This window comes from Neptunomonas concharum, from assembly GCF_008630635.1.
Lineage (GTDB): Bacteria > Pseudomonadota > Gammaproteobacteria > Pseudomonadales > Balneatricaceae > Neptunomonas > Neptunomonas concharum.
In genome coordinates this window covers 1,819,744-1,836,455 of the sequence record NZ_CP043869.1, presented here as the reverse complement: position 1 = coordinate 1,836,455, position 16,712 = coordinate 1,819,744, and the positions used below count along the sequence as shown (strand labels likewise).

The following is a 16,712-nucleotide window of genomic DNA, read 5'->3' as shown; positions in this document are numbered from 1 at the left end:
GGAGGCAGGAGACGCCTCCTTAACAGAGCGCTCGATTACGCAGCAGTTGTTTTGCGTGCTGGTTTAGCAGCAGGCTTAGCAGCTTCTGGCGTGAAAGCTTTAGTAGCCTCTTCAATTTTCTCTTGAGTAGACTGCATGAATTTAGTCATTTCAGTTAGCGCAGGTGCTTCAGCTAATTCAGAAACGCTTTTTTCAACGATTTCAGTTAACTGTTCTTTAGCCGCTGTCAGAGTAGCGATCTCTTTTTCAGCAACGTTAGTCAACTTAGCTTCCAGATCTTTAAAGTATTTGATCTGAAGTTCCATTGCCGCTTTTGGCTCTTTAACTTCTGTCAGGGCTTTCATTTGAGCCAAGCCAGAGTTGAATAGGTCAGTCAGGTACTCAGACTGTAGGGCAATTAGCTTTTCAGCAGTAGACTTGTTAACTTCAGCCATATCAGTAACTGGCTTCATTTTGTCCTGCATATCTTTCATCATATCTTCGTACATTTTAACGTCCTCGGTCAGCAGCTGTTAATTCAATGCTTTGTTGCATCGCAACATTTGGGGTTAATATAGTGTTCATAAAATGATCTGTCAATGCTTTTTTTGTGCGTTGCACAAAAAAATACTAAAAAATATTAAACCTAAATAAACGTAAGATTTTTAATGACTTTTCGGTCAAAAAAACACACCTTAAAATTGATCTGCGTCAATATATAAAGGTGAGTGACTTTCAATAACGCAGATGCATAATGAAGATTTTGGATACGCATCTGCTCATTAAGTGGTTACAATTCACGTATGCTTCAATAATATTCTGTACACACCTTGTGACAGAGTAATGACGACAAAAGGAATCAGAGCAAATATGTCTTCAACCCCATGCCACGCTAGTTTTGAATTTATCAGGGTAGAAACGATTGAGTCGTTGAACATCGATGTGGCTGAATATCGCCATAAAGAGACCGGCGCTATGCATTACCATATCGCAGCCGATCAAGACGAAAACGTCTTTCTTGTGGCGTTTCGTACGGTGCCGATGGATTCAACCGGCGTAGCGCATATCCTTGAACATACGGCTCTGTGCGGTAGTGAACGCTATCCAGTACGCGATCCATTTTTCATGATGACGCGTCGCTCGCTTAATACCTTTATGAATGCCTTTACCAGTTCAGACTGGACAGCGTACCCATTTGCCAGCCAGAACAGCAAAGACTTCTTTAATTTGCTTGACGTGTATTTGGATGCAACATTTTTCTCGCGATTGGATCCGTTGGACTTTGCCCAAGAAGGCCATCGCGTGGAGTTTGAAGAGGCCAATAATCCGAATTCGTCGCTGGTTTATAAAGGGGTAGTACTTAATGAAATGAAAGGGGCGATGAGTTCCCCAGTTTCTACCTTGTGGCAAACAGTGACAAAGCACCTCTTCCCGACGGTTACATACCACTTTAATAGTGGCGGTGATCCTGATGCAATAACGGATCTGAGCTATGACGATCTACTAGCGTTCTACCGTAGCCATTACCATCCGAGCAATGCAGTTTTTATGACTTTTGGGAATATTCCGGCGGATACCTTGCAAGAAAGGTTCGAAGCTCAAGCGCTCTCACGTTTTGAAAAGCTGGATGTCCACATCGAAGTGCCTGATGAAAAGCGTTATTTCGCACCGGTACGAGTTGAAGAAGCTTATGCGCTAACAGAAGAAGACACCACGGGGAAAACCCATCATGTTATGGCGTGGTTGCTAGGTCACTCTATTGATCTGAAAGAGCAGCTTAAAGCGCACTTACTTTCTCGTGTTTTACTAGATAACAGTGCTTCGCCTTTGCGTTTTGCATTGGAATCTTCCGACTTGGGAGCTGCCCCGTCGCCTTTATGTGGCTTAGAAGATTCTAACCGCCAGATGTCCTTTATGTGTGGATTGGAAGGCAGCGAGCCTGATAAAGCGATGGCGTTTGAGAACCTTGTGCTAGATACACTACAGCGTGTTGCAGAAGAGGGTATTCCTCAAGATATGATCGATGCCCAGTTGCACCAGTTAGAGTTAGGGCAGCGTGAGATTAGTGGGGATGGTTATCCTTATGGGCTGAGTCTGATCATGGCGTCAATATCATCCGCGATCCACCGCGGTGACCCGATTGCGTTGTTGAATCTGGATCCGGTGCTAGAAGAGCTACGTCAAGAGGTCAAAGACCCTGATTTCATCCCTTCCATGATCAAAGCGTTGCTATTGGAGAACTCCCACTATGTTCGCTTAACCTTGCGCCCAGATAGTGACATGGAGAAACGCAAAGAGCTGGATGAAAAAGCCCGACTGGAAGCGATTCACCAATCACTCAGTGAAGCAGAGCAGCAAGCGATTATTGAACAAACCGCAGCATTAGAAGCGCGCCAGCTGCAAGAAGATGATGAATCTATTCTGCCGAAAGTGACTTTGCAGGATGTACCTGCCACTATGCATATCCCTGAGAGTGAAATCAGTCAGATTGCTGCTCAGACCGTTGACTGGTTTGGTCAAGGGACGAATGGCTTATTGTACCAGCAAGTGGTAATTGACCTTCCTGAGCTAACGGAGGATGAGCAGCGCTTAATGCCGTTGTTTAGTCACTGTATGACAGAGCTTGGATGTGGTGAGCGTAGCTATCAGGAAAACCAGCAATATCATGTGCAAGTCTCAGGTGGTATTCATGCCTATACCACGGTTAGAGGGGCTACGGATGATGAGCAAAATGTCGCTGGCTATTTTGTGATCTCAGGTAAAGCATTGTTACGTAATGAGTCAGCCTTAACGGATCTGCTGTACGAAACCTTGAATGATGCTCGCTTTGATGAAGTTAAACGTATTCGGGAAATTATCTCACAAAGCCGTAGCCGCAAAGAGCAGAGCATCACAGGACAGGGACATAGCCTAGCCATTATGGCGGCGGCTGCAGGGCTGAGTCCTAGCGGTAAATTGGCTCATATGACTCGTGGCTTGGAGAGTATCAAGTTTATAAAAGAGCTTGATAAGCAAGTCAGTAGCGATGAAGGCTTAAGCAAAGTATCGGATATCCTAAAAGGTATTCATAACAAACTGAAACAAGCTCCGCGCCGTTTCCTTTTGATTGCTGAACCAGAACAGAAGCAGGCATTACTTGAAGCGTTACAACAACGCTGGGTGGATGCGCCGTCAGCATCGATTAGCCCAATGAGCTTAGCGCCTACGCGCGAATCGGTACGTCAGCTTTGGACGACCAGCACACAAGTGAGCTTTTGTGCGAAAGCCTACCCGACCGTGCCGGTCGATCATGAAGATGCAGCCGCTTTAACCGTGCTCGGGGATTTCTTACGTAACGGTTATCTGCATCGAGCCATCCGCGAAAAAGGTGGCGCCTATGGATCAGGAGCAGGGCAGGATAGCGGTGAGGCAGTATTCCGTTTCTTCTCCTACCGTGATCCTCGCTTGGGAGAAACCTTAGAGGATTTCGACCGTTCAATCGACTGGCTGCTGGAAACCGAGCATGACCCTGCCAAATTAGAAGAAGCGATTCTTGGTGTTGTCAGCTCGATTGATAAGCCAGGCTCGCCAGCAGGCGAAGCGAAAGGCGCTTATCACAGCGCATTGTTTGGTCGAACGGCTGAGCAGCGCCAGCAGTTCCGTCAGCGCATTTTGGCTGTCACTTTGGATGACCTAAAAACGGTTGCTAAGCACTACTTGCTACCCGAGAACGCCAGTATTGCGGCAGTCACCAGTGTTGAGAAAGCTCAAGCACTGAAAGACCAGTTCGAGGTTATCAGCCTGTAATCCGTTAGCTTAAGGAGTGAAAAGCACCCACTATGGGTGCTTTTTTATCGATGCAAGAAAATTTGATCAAAGGCGCTTTGTTGATCCTACTGTCCGAGCTTTTTTTAGTACTTTCAGGGACGGTGATTAAACAAATCGCGACGGAATTACCTACGGAGAGTATCGTCTTTTTCCGCAATCTATTGGGGCTTGTAATTTTGCTGCCTTGGTTAATGCGGGTAGGCGTGCAAGGCATTAAAACAGATCTATTGCGTTTCCACTTTATGCGGGCAGCGGTAGGTGTAACCGCCATGAGCTGTTTGTACTATTCGTGGGCACATCTGCCATTGGCGATGGCTGCGTTGTTAAAACAAACTGCACCTTTCTTTATGCCATTAATCGGCTATTTCTGGCTATCCGAGCGCTTAGGGCTCCGTACGCTACTGGCGATTTTTGTGGGCTTTATCGGTGTGTATGCCGTGTTGAATCCGCAAGAGGGCAGTCTGAATATGGCTGTCCTGATTGCGATCTTTGGGGCGGCGCTGGGTGGGCTAGCCAAAGTAACGATTCGGCGTATGAGTGGCAGCGAAAGTCCACAACGCATCGTATTTTACTTTGCGCTGTTCAGCACCTTGCTGGCAGCCATTCCTGCACTCAGGGTGTGGATGACGCCCGACTCTACCCAGCTGATGTGGTTGGCGCTATTGGCGGGCACCTCTACGCTGGCCCAGCTGCTGCTTAGCAAAGGTTACAGTTTTGCACCGGCTGGGCAGTTAGGTGCCTTTACCTATGGCTCAGTAGTGTTTGCAGCCTTACTGGGGTGGTGGTTATTTGCCGAAACCCCAGCGTTGCATACTTGTATTGGTATTGTGCTGATCAGTTGCGCGGGCATCTTTGCTATTCGAGCGCGAGGGCGCTGAGCAAAAGTGTTACCTGTTTGAACAAAAATGTAATTGCTGAATCACCTAAAACGTGTCGAAATAGGTGGATATACCTATTCTGGGAGAGCATCACAGGAAGGCTTTTTAGTAGACATTATAAAAACAACAGACAGGTCTTAAGATGAAAACACGTATTCTCGAATCCGCGAAATCGTCTACAGCGATGTGATGCGCTACAACTACCGGACGTTGAACGAGCGTATTTTCGGGTTAGCCAATGTGTTAGCCCATTTTCTCATGCAGTTGAACTTATTCGCTTTAGTTTATATGGGCAGCTGAATGTGACTTCACTGTTGTTGTATTAGCAGGATTTACGGTGTTCTTTTACCTTGCTGTTTTGGGATACGACCCACAGAAAGGGGCTGTATCTAAGAGAAAAAATAGTTAATGTAATTTTTTCAAAATGTTAGCAAAGCTTTTTAATGTGAAGTGCTTGTTTTACTGTCTTTGTTAACGATGAGGTTGGCCGCCTTTTGCACTGTTTTCGGATTCATCCTTTGCCTTCCTGTGGGCTAGGGCTTTTGCTCAATCACAGAAGCTGCAGAGGTCCAATCTTTGTAGTTGCGTTACATTAATAAAGTGTCTTATGTGTTTGAACGAATGAATACACTATAATACGTGCGGTGAGAATGTTCAGGGAGTGAATCGATGCTAAAACACCTTTTAGCGAAATTTAGCACAACCCTCTATATGCAAATGTGGGAAGACCGTTTAAAAGTGGTAGATGTCGTAACAGGAGCTAAGGCTCCTTTCGTAGCGATTGGGAGTAAAGCACAATTCCTTCCTTCTAACAGCCGTCTCCAAGTGGTTAACCCCTTTCTGCCCCCCCGAGCGCTGATAAATGCTTGTTTATTGATTGTATTTTATGTTTTTTACGTTGCAATGGAATGTGGCATATGTGGTTTTTATTCGGAATAATTTCTTTAGTTGTATATTCGGCCTATAAAATCTATAAAAACTTGGATGTTGCTTGGGAGGGAGAGTATAGGTTCTATAAAAATATAGACTATAAAATTGCATACAGTAATGTCCTTTTGATAGGGATAGATTCTAAAAATGGTTACGATTATCGTCTTAAAAGAGAGGTTTGGTTTGATCGTCTTTGTAAATATTTAGGTCTTATTGTTGAGTTTCAGGTGGGTGATCGTAAGTTTGATGATCTTGTATTTATCATGTCAGATAACGAACAGCTGCATCGCCAACTCGCCGAAAAAGAAAAAATCATACCGCTCGTTCTAGATATTTATTCGGCTGTTAATCAATACACCTTTTATGTTAAGGAAATACGACATAATTCTGGTCTTCTTTGGATAAAATTTACGACCTATAGTGTGTTTGATGAGCATGACATACAAGCGCTAGTACCTAAAGTTGTTCCACTATTGAATAAGCTGTCTAATGAAATAGAGAGTATCCCTGACAAAAAGGACGCTTCATGGACGGATCCTTTCACTTACAAAGCTGCAGCTCTTTTGGGCATAAGCTCAGCTTTAGGAATCTTCGGCTATTATCAGTTTGAGCGCCTAGTGGCGTTTGATTCATCTGTACTCATTGATGAGGCTACGCTTTTTTATGATGCGCTTTTATTAGGTTCTTTACTGCTAGCAATGTTGATAGGGAGTGTTTTATTGCTGTTGCGGCGCAGCTCTCGAAGACATCTGGTGTTATTGGAGGCGTTATTAATCGGAGGTTTTGGCTGTTTTGCTACCAGTTTTTTTGAGCTCAAAGATTATAATGCTGACTTTGATACGGCTGAACCGAAAATTTTTGAAGTATCTGTTTTCGATAAAAGATCATCTAGTAGTAGGAGGCGTGCAACTAGTTACTATTTGTATACTGAGGATTGGCTCAATGAGGGCACTCAAAGATCTATTCGTGTTGACTCAAGTATATACGTAGGAGCTTCGTCAGGAGATAAAGTTTATGTGTCACAAAAGTCAGGGGCTCTTGGTTACCGGTGGATTGAGTCGGTTGAGTTGAAACACTGATTTGATGGCAGTCCTCATCGTTTTGGTGAGCTTGTTTGATTTAAAATGAGCCTTACTGTCAATGGTATGAGAGTGGGGCGCTCTGCTAAGCGTCCACCTCACTAGGCCTACCAGCCTCCGCTCGGCTTTAGTCCAGCTGTCTTGACGTGTATCATGGGCTTTTAAGGTAACTCGCTGAATTTGAAGGAATATGAACACAAACTACCAAGCTTTGCCCGCAAAGGTGAAAAAACTGCTGCGCCCTATGGCTGATGGCTCTGGCATCAGCCTACATACTAAAAAGGGCATGATGATTAAGCTGGGCGGTGCATTTGTGCTGTTTTTATGTGCTCAAGCGCTGGTGCTAGGTGTGATGTTAGAAGGGAGTGAGGCTACTTTTTACCGTGTGCTGGCGATGATCAGCGCAGCGGTGGGACTATATCTGTTCTGCCAGTCGCATCGGCTGGTGTTTGATCGGGCAACCAATCGGGTGCTTGTGCAGCGCTCTGCTTGGTGGCGTGCTCCACAGCGGGGCGATACACAGCGCGCAGATACCGTAGAGGTCCTGCTAACCCGAATTGACAATAATCGCCGGTTGCAAGTAGGCCTGTTGAACCAGCTGTATGTGTTTGACCAGCCCAGTGATGCGCAGGCGTTAATGGCTTACCTGCAGCAGCAATTTCGTGTGGTAGCGCTTGAGCAAGTCAGCGATTGGCCCAATAAGCATCCTTGGCAGGCCGAAGATACACCCTCTGTTACTGCTAAATCAGTGCCTGCAAACACACCGGTAGACGTTGCAGAAACGCCGATGTCTGAACTCGGTTTAGTGGTTCCTATCTGGTCGCGTGGTGCGCTGTTAAAGCTTGCTCTGCCTATCCCCGTATTCTGTGTGCTGGCGGCACTGGTAGAGTATGGAGTGTTGTTATGATCTTGAAAGTGCACTCACCCAAGCGCGCCACCTATCGGCAATATCTGCTTTCGCATGTCCTACTCAGTGGGCTGGGTGTCATTATTTTGTTGGTAGGCGTGTTGAATATCTATTTTGCTGCAAGCCCCGGCGGTTTGCCATTTTGGGCGATTGGTTTAATTACCACATTGGGATGGCATGCAACCTTTGCTGGTTACCGAGTTAGGTTTGATCTTGATGCTCGCAAAATTGTACTGAAAGCCTCTAGTCTCTATCCGATTTTTAACCGCACTTATGACTTAAACGAGGTGTTAGGCTTTCGCTTGATAAGCCGAGGCGCTAAAAACTTGCCTTATCAAATTGTTATGGTGTGTGAAAACGGCGAGCAGGTCGCCTTAAGCAATATACGCTACCCCTCACATGCCAAGTACATTGCCCAGCAGTTTGCAGATTTTACTGGTTTGCCATTAACGGTGGATATGGTCTAAACCTTACCCCTCAGTGTTGCTTGGCGAAGTTTACAAAGGCTTGTAGGTACTCAAGCTCGCTGTCTTCTTCACGGATGCCTAAATGCAGTGTTTCTTGTTTCAGCAGTTCAGGAGTAATGTCGTTTAGCTGGCAGTGTTTATTGCTGTTGTGAATGATTATTCTACCTAAAAGAATAAAGTGCATGATCTCTAAGGTCATAGCGATCACCACCTCCATAGGAGGTGGTTTGGACATTGAAACAGAGTGTCTTTCTTTAAGTTTTAAAGTGCTCAACACTACCTTTTAGATCATTTGTATTACGTAGCATCTGCTCAGCCAGCGGCGTCAAATCAGATACGCTCTCCTCGATATTGACTGATAATAACTTGATCTTACTAATGTTCTCACTGATCTCATTGCTCACACACAGTTGTTCTTCTGTTGCTGAAGCCACCGTTGTGTGTAGTTTATGTATGTCAGTTACCGACAATTGAATAGCTCTTAGTGCATCGCCAGCTGTCTCTATGTTTTGTCGGGTGCCTTTCATCTTAAGTGTGCTGCTTTGAATTGTGCGGGTAGATAAGTGTGCCTTGTCTTGCAAGGCAGAGATCATAGACTCAATTTCTACCGTAGACTCCTGTGTTCTTTGTGCTAAAGATCTGACTTCGTCAGCAACAACCGCAAATCCTCGGCCTTGCTCTCCGGCTCTGGCTGCTTCTATGGCTGCATTCAATGCGAGTAGGTTAGTTTGTTCAGCTATGGCTTTGATAACCTCTAATACGTTACTAACGTTATTACTTTCATTGGCTAGTTCGGCAATGATTGAGGTTGTCTGCTGAAACTCGTTATCCAGTATTTCGAACTCGTGTTGGGTTTTGTTAAAGACTTCCAGTCCAGAGTTAGCTTCATGCTCGCTCTGACCCGCATGACTCTCAGCCTGACAAGTGCTTTCGGAAACACTGGCTAAAGCGGTTGTCATCTCCTCCATGGCCGTGGCAGCCATCAATAACTCATCGTTTTGTTGAGAGGACATTTTGGAGCTAGTTGAACTGACGCTTTTTATATTGCCAGCGATTTCAAATATTTCTGTATTGACTGAGAGAATTTTTTGAATCGTTTGGCGATATTGCTCCAGCAAATTGTTAATAGCCGTACTGATGGAGCCCACTTCATTTTTGCTCTCTGAAGGTAATCTAATAGAAAGGTCATGGCTATGATCAATATCGCCTAGTACCTTTGAAATATCAAGAATAGGCGCTGTTATCATTCGTGCAACAATAAAATAGCCTGCGACAGCGGTAAGCAGTACTAAAATCATGAGAATACTACCAAGCAACACATAGTTCTTTACTGCTTCAGTTGCTTTGTCCAATTGATCCTGTGTTCTGTGCTCAAGTTTCACGAAGAACTCATCTATAGGCTTCATGATTTTCGCTTTCTCGCTGTGATACTCGTTACTGTGTAGAAGCGCTATAGCCATGTTAGAGTCAGGATCTCCTCTGACTTCGTATTTACCACTTGAATTTGGGTAGATGCCCTTGGCTGCATTCATAGCCTTAACTTCCATATTGACCAGCCCATCGGAGTTAGCCTGTGCTTGAGCTAAAAATTCAAACTCTTCAGCCGAAAAGCCTAGTTCTTCCATGGTGGTTTTGAGTGCAATTGCCTCTCCATCAGGCTTTGGTTTATCACCGTAGTTTAGTACCAAGTCCCAATATATTGAGTGGTAATTTTCGGGGCGAGGTTTATCGCCATTTCGAATGGCAAGTATGTCCATATACATTTTTTCATATTTATCATCCCCCGTAACAACATAAGTTCGTCCTAAGCGTGTTAAATCATCGGAGCTTTGCCGTAACTCATCAGCCGTCTGATAAGACTGGTAACGAATCTTAGACATATTGTCCATGTTCGTAACGAGCGAATTAAGCTGGTTTATGTATGGCGTCCGTATCCGTCATACATCATCGATTATCAATCCTAGTTTTAATCTAGTAGATAACTTCGGTCTTATCTAATAAATAGCAGATATAACGCAGAGGTTATCAATGCGGCTCTAATATTAGCTTGACGCCTTTTGTTACTGTTCTGCACATATTTGTTATTGTGCATTGATTGAAAAAGCCGCCAGAATGAGGGAGTTTACTTAGAGGATGGTGACCCTTCAGGTCATGCTTACCTGCACAATAACAAAAACAGGCCATGGAACATGAAAACAAAAATACTACCTCCCGCAGAAGGTGCGCACTCATACCCGCTACTGATTAAAAGTTTGCTGCTTTCAGGGAAGCGTTATGAGCCTGATAATGAGATCGTATACAGTGATGTCATTCGTTACGATTACCGCACCCTTTACCAACGTATCTGTAAACTGGCGAATCTCTTAACGGAGTCAGGAATAGGTCCGGGTGATACGGTTGCTGTGATGGATTGGGATAGCCACCGCTATCTAGAGGCGTATTTTGCAGTCCCTATGATAGGTGCCGTGATACATCATGTTAATATTCGTCTAAGTCCCGAGCAAATTGTCTATACCATGGATCATGCCGAGGATAACTTGGTTTTGGTGCATGATGACTTTTTAGTGTTAGCCGAGCAATTACAAGGCAAGGTGCCAAGTATTCGTGGTTACATTCAGTTGTCTGATGATACGCAACCGGCTAGTACGGCTTTACCGGTATTGGGTGAATACGAAGCGCTGTTAGCGGCGGCATCAGATCAATACGATTTTCCGGATTTTGATGAGAACTCGGTAGCCACGACCTTTTATACGACAGGTACAACCGGTAACCCTAAAGGTGTTTATTTCTCCCATCGCCAATTGGTTCTACACACGCTGAATATGGCTGCAACGTTAGGGTGCTATAAAGGTCAACCGTTACTGCGTTCGGACGATGTTTACATGCCTATGACGCCAATGTTCCATGTCCATGCATGGGGCGTGCCTTATGTGGCAACAATGATGGGTATCAAACAAGTATATCCGGGACGTTATGAGCCTAATAAATTGGTGCAGCTGTTTGAAAAAGAGAAGGTGACGTTCTCCCACGGTGTGCCGACGGTGTTGCAGATGATTCTTGGTTGTGAGGCGGCTAAAACGGCTGATTTAAGCGGCTGGAAGATGTTGACTGGCGGAAGTGCACCAACCTTAGGTATGGCAAATCATATGGCAGAGCGTGGCATTCTCTTTTATACCGCCTACGGTATGTCAGAAACGTGCCCATTACTGACGGCTACCTACATGCATGATGATGAACTAGCGCAACCGATGTTGGATCAGATGCCACGCCGTATAAAAACCGGTGTGCCTGTGGGGCTGGTGGATCTGAAGATTGTCGATCCTGCTGGAAATGAAGTCTCGCAAGATGGTGAAGCCATGGGGGAAGTGGTCGTTCGGGCACCTTGGTTGACCCAAGGTTATTATAAAGAGCCTGAAAAAGGCGCAGAGCTGTGGCAGGGCGGTTGGTTACATACGGGAGATGTGGCATCTATCTCACCTGATGGCACGTTGGTGATCAAAGACCGTATCAAAGATGTGATTAAAACGGGTGGCGAGTGGATTTCATCCCTCGCGTTAGAAAACTATATCAGCCAGAGTGAAGTGGTATCTCAAGTGGCGGTTGTTGGTGTACCTGATGAACAGTGGGGTGAGCGTCCATTTGCGATGATTGTACCCGCCGAGGGTGCTCAGGTTGATGAAGTCGTTATTAAACAGCATTTACAGCAATATGTAGATAGCGGTGAGATAGCTAAGTGGGCGATCCCAGAGCGAATTAGCATTGTGGCGGATATCCCCAAAACCAGTGTGGGTAAAATCAATAAGAAACTTATCCGCGAGCAAGTACCTAACTAGGCTGCATAGCGATGCTCATCTAAGGAGAGCGGCGATTAACGCTGAATACTGTTTAGATGAGCGTGATTAATGTTTCCTGCGAATATTATTCAAGTGAATTCATGTTGACCCTGCCTAGCCAGGCACCTAGAATGCAACGGCTTTTGGTAGCTTACTGTAATAGTAAGTTTTAAACGGGAAGTTGGTGAGCAAAGTGTAAAGCACACTGCAATGCCAACACTGCCCCCGCAACGGTAGACGAGTAAAGCATCCTCAAACGCCACTGTGACCCGTTCATGGGAAGGTGAGCATGCTGGAGTTCAATAACTCAGCTCGTAAGTCCGGAGACCGGCCTTAAGCGTGAAGTCGGCATAGCGGTGGGCTATCGGAGCGGCGGTCATTTAGTCAGTCTTTCGGCTGGCCTTTCCCTGTTCTGTGTCTCATGTATGTGCCGTTTAATTTTAATTAGACGTGCGGCGGGCGCGTGCAGGAACCCCTATAAATGAAAACCTTTTCCCATTCTATTTTGGCAACGCTATGTTGCTACTCTACATTGGCCTCAGCTCAACAAGAGGCGATCAAAGAGATCGTTGTTACGGCGGCTCGCTCTGCACAAACCGTTGACGAAACCCTGGCCTCAGTTACTGTAATTGATCGGCAAGATATCGAACGCTCGCAAGCTACGACTGTAGCGGAAGTCATTCAAAAAACCCCCGGCGTCTCGATTACCAATGCTGGTGGGCTAGGCAAAAGTACAGGCGTTTATCTGCGAGGCACCGCAGCGAAAGATCTTTTGGTCTTGATCGATGGTATACGTGTTGGTTCGGCTACGCTGGGACAAGTTGCTTTTGAGGAGCTTAACTTGAGCCAAGTTGAACGTATCGAGATCGTACGTGGTCCGCGCTCCTCTTTATATGGCTCCGATGCCGCAGGCGGTGTAATCCAGATCTTTACCCGCAAAGGCGCAAAGAAATTTACACCATCACTTAGTGTTTCGGCCGGTAGTGATCAAACGCGATCTGCCAACCTTAATGTCCGTGGCGGCAACGAAACACTGTGGTATAGCTTAGGTGCTTCAGCGGTTTCTACCGATGGTTTTGATGCAAAAATAGGTGATGATGACGATAAGGATGGCTACAAAAATCAAGGGGCACATTTTCGTGTAGGTACTTATCTGGAAGGCGGTCATCAGGTTGAAACCTTCTTTAGCATGACAGATTCCGACAACGAGTATGATGGTTGGACTAACCAAGCAGACGCTCTTAGCAAAGTATTGGGTGTTCGAGGCTTGGTCAGTTTGACCGATAACTGGGCACTGAATGTCACAGCAGGTCGGAGCTGGGATAAAACCAAAAACAGCAGCAATGGCGTTTTCTCCAGCGCATTTAATACCCAGCGCGATAGCATCTCTCTACAAAATGATATCCACTTAGGCAGTAATCTGTTGGTTGCTGGGGTCGATCTGCAAAGAGATAAAGTGGAATCCAGTAACGATTATGCAGAAGACTCTCGTCTTAATAAGGCGATCTTTGCGCAATATATGTTAATGGCTGGCTCCTCAGATGTTGAGTTCAGCTTGCGCGCGGATGATAACGAGCAGTTCGGTACTCACACCACAGGTGGCGTCGCATGGGGAATCCCTCTCAATGACCGCATCCGCTTTGCAGCGAGTTATGCGACCGCTTTTAAAGCCCCATCCTTTAATGATCTTTACTACCCATACGGCGGTAATCCTGACCTAGTGCCTGAAGAGTCAGATACTTTTGAATTGAGTCTTAAAGGTGAATATGCACAGGTCAACTGGCAAGCGGCACTGTATCAGACCCGCTTTGATAACATGATTGCATGGACTCCTGATGCAGGTGGCAATTGGACGCCGTCCAATGTTAATGAGGCGCGTATTCGCGGGCTCGAGTTGGAAGCAGGCTACCAACTTAATGACTGGTTATTCAGCGGTAACGTTGCTCTGTTAGATCCCGAAGTCTCTTCAGGTATCAATAAAGGTAATCGTTTACAGCGTCGTGCCAGCCAGATCCTGAATTTAAATGTTGATCGCCAATTGGGAGCATTCTCATTTGGTGCAACCCTGCATGCTGAGAATCGCCGTTACACCAGTAATGCCAATACTGACCACTTAGGTGGTTTCGGTACAGTTGATCTGCGTGCTGCATATCAATTGACACCAGAATGGTTGGTTAAGGCTAAGGTGGCAAACCTGTTAGATAAAGGCTATCAAACAGTGAAGGGTTACAATCAGCCAGGTACTGAGTTCCTGTTAACGCTGGCTTATCAGCCACGTTGATATTCGATAGCTAACAGGAGAATCAGAAGATGCTGACACTACAATCTAAATCCCAAGCATGGATCGGCCTTGCTTTAATCCTGCTGATGGCGGTAACTCGTGGTCATCACTTTGCGTCGATTGATCATCTGCCGAGTGCCTCGTGGGCAGTGTTCTTTTTAGCGGGTGTTTACCTAAAGCCGCTTTGGAGTCTTCCGCTGCTTTTATTGGAAGCCTTTTTGCTGGACTTTGCCGCCGTTACTTGGGGAGGTGTCAGTAACTTTTGTATCAGCCCTGCTTATGTGATGTTAGTGCCTGCGTATGCTGCGCTGTGGGGGGCAGGTCGTTTTTATGCGCGCCTGCACCAGTTGCAATGGCACACGATCTTTCGCTTAGCTGCTTGCGTACTAGTGGGGGCTTTGGTTTGTCAGGTGATATCCAGCGGTAGTTTTTACTACTTCTCTGGCCGCTTTGCTGAGCCTACCTTAATGGAGTTTATCGAACGGCTCGTTAAATACACGCCCAGACAGCTTGAAGGTATCAGCTTCTATATCGCGATAGCTTATGCTTTGCAGATGATGTTTGGTCGTGCAATTACTCTCCAGAAAAGGGCTTAACGATGACAGACGCAAATCTGACAGAGGAGCAACAAAAGGAAGCGCGCCATAAAGCACGGATGCAACGTAAAAAAACGCTTATTGACGAAAAAGTTGCCAAAGCGGATCAGGATAAGGGTGTGTGCCTTGTTCTGACCGGTAATGGTAAAGGTAAAAGCAGCTCGGCTTTTGGCATGGTAGCAAGGGCACTCGGCCATGGTTTTAATGTGGGCGTGGTGCAGTTTATAAAAGGCTCATTTAGTACCGGAGAAGAGGCTTTTTTTCGTCGCTTTCCTGAGGTGGATTATCATGTCATGGGTGAGGGGTTTACCTGGGAAACTCAGGATAAGGAGAAAGACATTGCAGCGGCCCAGAAAGCGTGGGCACAAGCAAAGCACTTTTTAGAGGATGAGTCGGTCACTTTGGTGGTGTTAGATGAGCTGAATATTGCCATTAAGCTGAACTATGTTGATATAGATGAGGTAATTCGTGCGGTGGAGAACCGCCCGATAAATCAGCATGTGGTGATTACCGGCCGAGGTGCACCCAAACCTTTGGTTGAAATCGCTGATACTGTTACCGAAATGCAAGTGGTTAAACATGCTTTTCAGGCTGGAATTAGAGCGCAAAAGGGTGTCGAGCTGTAATGCAAATCTCCAGGCCTGCGCTATTCATCAGTGCGCCCGCATCCGGGCAAGGTAAAACAACGGTTACAGCTGCGCTAGCTCGTCTCTATACTCTAAGGGGGATGCGAGTCAGAGTGTTTAAAACCGGCCCCGACTTTCTCGATCCTAAAATTTTAGAAGTTGCTTCCGGTTTCCCCGTTGAGAATCTTGATCTTTGGATGGTGGGAGAAGAGGCTTGTCGACGCTTATTAGCAGAAGCAGCGCAAAGTGCAGATATTCTGCTAATTGAGGGTGTGATGGGGCTGTTTGATGGGGAGCCTTGCAGTGCAGACTTGGCGCAGCGCTTTGGTATTCCTATTTTGGCGGTGATTGATGCATCTGCTATGGCGCAAACTTTTGCAGCCATCGCCTATGGGCTTGTCAATTATCGGCCCGACCTTAACTTTGCAGGCGTATTAGCGAATAGAGTAGGCAGTGAGCGCCATGCTGAGATGTTAAGTGATGCCTTGCCTAATGACATTCCATGGTATGGCGCTATCCAACGAAGCGAAGAAGTTGTCTTGCCGTCCCGGCATTTGGGATTACTACAGAGCAGTGAAATTACCGACCTAGATCAGCGACTGAATGCCGCGGCGGCGATGATAGAGCAAACGGCAGGATCACACCTACCTGCCACCAGTTTGTTCTCATTGACGGCAAGTCAAACTAACGAAGAGGATCAGCATCTTGTCGCACAGCAACCATTAAAAGGCGTACGTATCGGTGTCGCCAGAGATGAAGCCTTTTCTTTTATCTACCCAGCTAATTTACGGGCGCTGCTCAATTTGGGTGCACAACTGGTCTTTTTCTCGCCCCTGTGCAGCACCTCGTTAGAGGATGTAGACGCGCTCTATCTGCCGGGAGGGTACCCAGAGTTATACCTTAAGACGCTTTCAGACAATGTTGCGCTGTTAGCGGCGATTCGAACACATGTAGCGGCGCAAAAGCCGCTGGTCGCTGAATGTGGTGGAATGTTGTACCTTTGCCGCTCTTTAACTGATAAAAACAAGCAGCGATACTCCTTAGTCGGTGCTTTAGCTGCCGATGCCTATATGCAATCGCGTTTATCGGCGCTGGCGTTTCAGTCGGTCACACTCGAAGAAGGGACATTAAGGGGGCATACCTTCCACCACTCCGTACTCGAAGCCGATGAAAATGAAACCGTTGCCCTTAGAGGCGTGTGTCCCAACGGCAAGCAGACAGCGGAAGCGGTGTATCGAAAAGATCGGCTCTATGCGAGTTATATCCATCATTATTTCCCATCATCGCTAGCGGCGACGGCTGCTCTGTTTAAACCCTGATGATATTGTC

The 16,712-nt window shown here is 46.2% G+C and carries 13 protein-coding genes and 1 riboswitch; of the genes, 10 read left to right on the top strand and 3 right to left on the bottom strand.

Annotated elements, in window-relative coordinates:
- Positions 1–35: 35 nt before the first annotated feature.
- Positions 36–488 (bottom strand): phasin family protein, encoded by a 453-nt coding sequence (locus F0U83_RS08525; protein ID WP_138987370.1) that lies wholly within the window; start codon positions 486–488, stop codon positions 36–38.
- A gap of 361 nt (positions 489–849) precedes the next feature.
- On the opposite strand from F0U83_RS08525, the gene F0U83_RS08520 reads away from it, so the two are divergent.
- From F0U83_RS08520 to F0U83_RS08500, 5 genes are all read left to right on the top strand, one after another.
- Positions 850–3,765 carry an insulinase family protein gene (locus F0U83_RS08520; protein ID WP_138987369.1) on the top strand — a complete coding sequence of 972 codons (2,916 nt, stop codon included), beginning with the start codon at positions 850–852 and terminating at the stop codon, positions 3,763–3,765.
- A 32-nt stretch (positions 3,766–3,797) separates the two neighbouring features.
- Positions 3,798–4,664: a DMT family transporter gene (locus F0U83_RS08515; RefSeq protein ID WP_246077719.1), complete on the top strand. Its 867-nt coding sequence runs from the start codon at positions 3,798–3,800 to the stop codon at positions 4,662–4,664.
- Between the two features lie 917 nt (positions 4,665–5,581).
- Positions 5,582–6,673: a hypothetical protein gene (locus F0U83_RS08510; protein ID WP_138987367.1), complete on the top strand. Its 1,092-nt coding sequence runs from the start codon at positions 5,582–5,584 to the stop codon at positions 6,671–6,673.
- Positions 6,674–6,863: 190 nt separating this feature from the next.
- Entirely contained in the window at positions 6,864–7,580 is a 717-nt protein-coding gene (locus F0U83_RS08505) for a hypothetical protein (protein WP_138987366.1), read from the top strand.
- On the top strand, positions 7,577–8,047 hold the full coding sequence (locus F0U83_RS08500; protein ID WP_138987365.1) for a hypothetical protein: 471 nt from the start codon (positions 7,577–7,579) through the stop codon (positions 8,045–8,047). Before F0U83_RS08505 ends, F0U83_RS08500 begins: the two co-directional genes overlap by 4 nt.
- 10 nt (positions 8,048–8,057) lie before the next feature.
- On the opposite strand, the gene F0U83_RS08495 is transcribed toward F0U83_RS08500, so the two are convergent.
- Together F0U83_RS08495 and F0U83_RS08490 are read right to left on the bottom strand one after the other, a co-directional pair.
- Positions 8,058–8,282 (bottom strand): hypothetical protein, encoded by a 225-nt coding sequence (locus F0U83_RS08495; protein ID WP_138987364.1) that lies wholly within the window; start codon positions 8,280–8,282, stop codon positions 8,058–8,060.
- 19 nt (positions 8,283–8,301) lie between these two features.
- On the bottom strand, positions 8,302–9,927 hold the full coding sequence (locus tag F0U83_RS08490; RefSeq protein ID WP_138987363.1) for a methyl-accepting chemotaxis protein: 1,626 nt from the start codon (positions 9,925–9,927) through the stop codon (positions 8,302–8,304).
- A 309-nt stretch (positions 9,928–10,236) separates the two neighbouring features.
- Between F0U83_RS08490 and F0U83_RS08485 the strand changes: the two genes are divergently transcribed.
- The 5 genes from F0U83_RS08485 to F0U83_RS08465 all read left to right on the top strand — a co-directional run bounded on the left by F0U83_RS08485 (position 10,237) and on the right by F0U83_RS08465 (position 16,702).
- Positions 10,237–11,880 (top strand): fatty acid--CoA ligase, encoded by a 1,644-nt coding sequence (locus F0U83_RS08485; RefSeq protein WP_138987362.1) that lies wholly within the window; start codon positions 10,237–10,239, stop codon positions 11,878–11,880.
- 127 nt (positions 11,881–12,007) lie between these two features.
- Positions 12,008–12,230: riboswitch (cobalamin riboswitch) on the top strand.
- 131 nt (positions 12,231–12,361) lie between these two features.
- Positions 12,362–14,161, top strand: a complete 1,800-nt coding sequence (locus tag F0U83_RS08480) for a TonB-dependent receptor domain-containing protein (RefSeq protein ID WP_138987361.1) — start codon at positions 12,362–12,364, stop codon at positions 14,159–14,161.
- Between the two features lie 29 nt (positions 14,162–14,190).
- Positions 14,191–14,757, top strand: coding sequence for a hypothetical protein (locus F0U83_RS08475; RefSeq protein WP_138987360.1), 567 nt, complete (start codon positions 14,191–14,193; stop codon positions 14,755–14,757).
- Positions 14,758–14,759: 2 nt separating this feature from the next.
- A complete protein-coding gene (cobO, locus tag F0U83_RS08470; protein WP_246077717.1) occupies positions 14,760–15,383 on the top strand; it encodes a cob(I)yrinic acid a,c-diamide adenosyltransferase in 624 nt (207 codons plus the stop codon).
- Positions 15,383–16,702, top strand: a complete 1,320-nt coding sequence (locus F0U83_RS08465) for a cobyrinic acid a,c-diamide synthase CobB (protein WP_138987359.1) — start codon at positions 15,383–15,385, stop codon at positions 16,700–16,702. The genes cobO and F0U83_RS08465 overlap by 1 nt, the downstream gene beginning before the upstream one ends.
- Positions 16,703–16,712 lie beyond the last annotated feature (10 nt).

Excerpts from the sequence above, each read along its gene's own strand:
- F0U83_RS08525 (WP_138987370.1), bottom strand. The coding sequence starts at position 488 with ATGTACGAAGATATGATGAAAGATATGCAGGACAAAATGAAGCCAGTT.
- F0U83_RS08520 (WP_138987369.1), top strand. The coding sequence starts at position 850 with ATGTCTTCAACCCCATGCCACGCTAGTTTTGAATTTATCAGGGTAGAA.
- F0U83_RS08515 (WP_246077719.1), top strand. The coding sequence starts at position 3,798 with ATGGGTGCTTTTTTATCGATGCAAGAAAATTTGATCAAAGGCGCTTTG.
- F0U83_RS08510 (WP_138987367.1), top strand. The coding sequence starts at position 5,582 with ATGTGGTTTTTATTCGGAATAATTTCTTTAGTTGTATATTCGGCCTAT.
- F0U83_RS08505 (WP_138987366.1), top strand. The coding sequence starts at position 6,864 with ATGAACACAAACTACCAAGCTTTGCCCGCAAAGGTGAAAAAACTGCTG.
- F0U83_RS08500 (WP_138987365.1), top strand. The coding sequence starts at position 7,577 with ATGATCTTGAAAGTGCACTCACCCAAGCGCGCCACCTATCGGCAATAT.
- F0U83_RS08495 (WP_138987364.1), bottom strand. The coding sequence starts at position 8,282 with ATGTCCAAACCACCTCCTATGGAGGTGGTGATCGCTATGACCTTAGAG.
- F0U83_RS08490 (WP_138987363.1), bottom strand. The coding sequence starts at position 9,927 with ATGTCTAAGATTCGTTACCAGTCTTATCAGACGGCTGATGAGTTACGG.
- F0U83_RS08485 (WP_138987362.1), top strand. The coding sequence starts at position 10,237 with ATGAAAACAAAAATACTACCTCCCGCAGAAGGTGCGCACTCATACCCG.
- F0U83_RS08480 (WP_138987361.1), top strand. The coding sequence starts at position 12,362 with ATGAAAACCTTTTCCCATTCTATTTTGGCAACGCTATGTTGCTACTCT.
- F0U83_RS08475 (WP_138987360.1), top strand. The coding sequence starts at position 14,191 with ATGCTGACACTACAATCTAAATCCCAAGCATGGATCGGCCTTGCTTTA.
- cobO (WP_246077717.1), top strand. The coding sequence starts at position 14,760 with ATGACAGACGCAAATCTGACAGAGGAGCAACAAAAGGAAGCGCGCCAT.
- F0U83_RS08465 (WP_138987359.1), top strand. The coding sequence starts at position 15,383 with ATGCAAATCTCCAGGCCTGCGCTATTCATCAGTGCGCCCGCATCCGGG.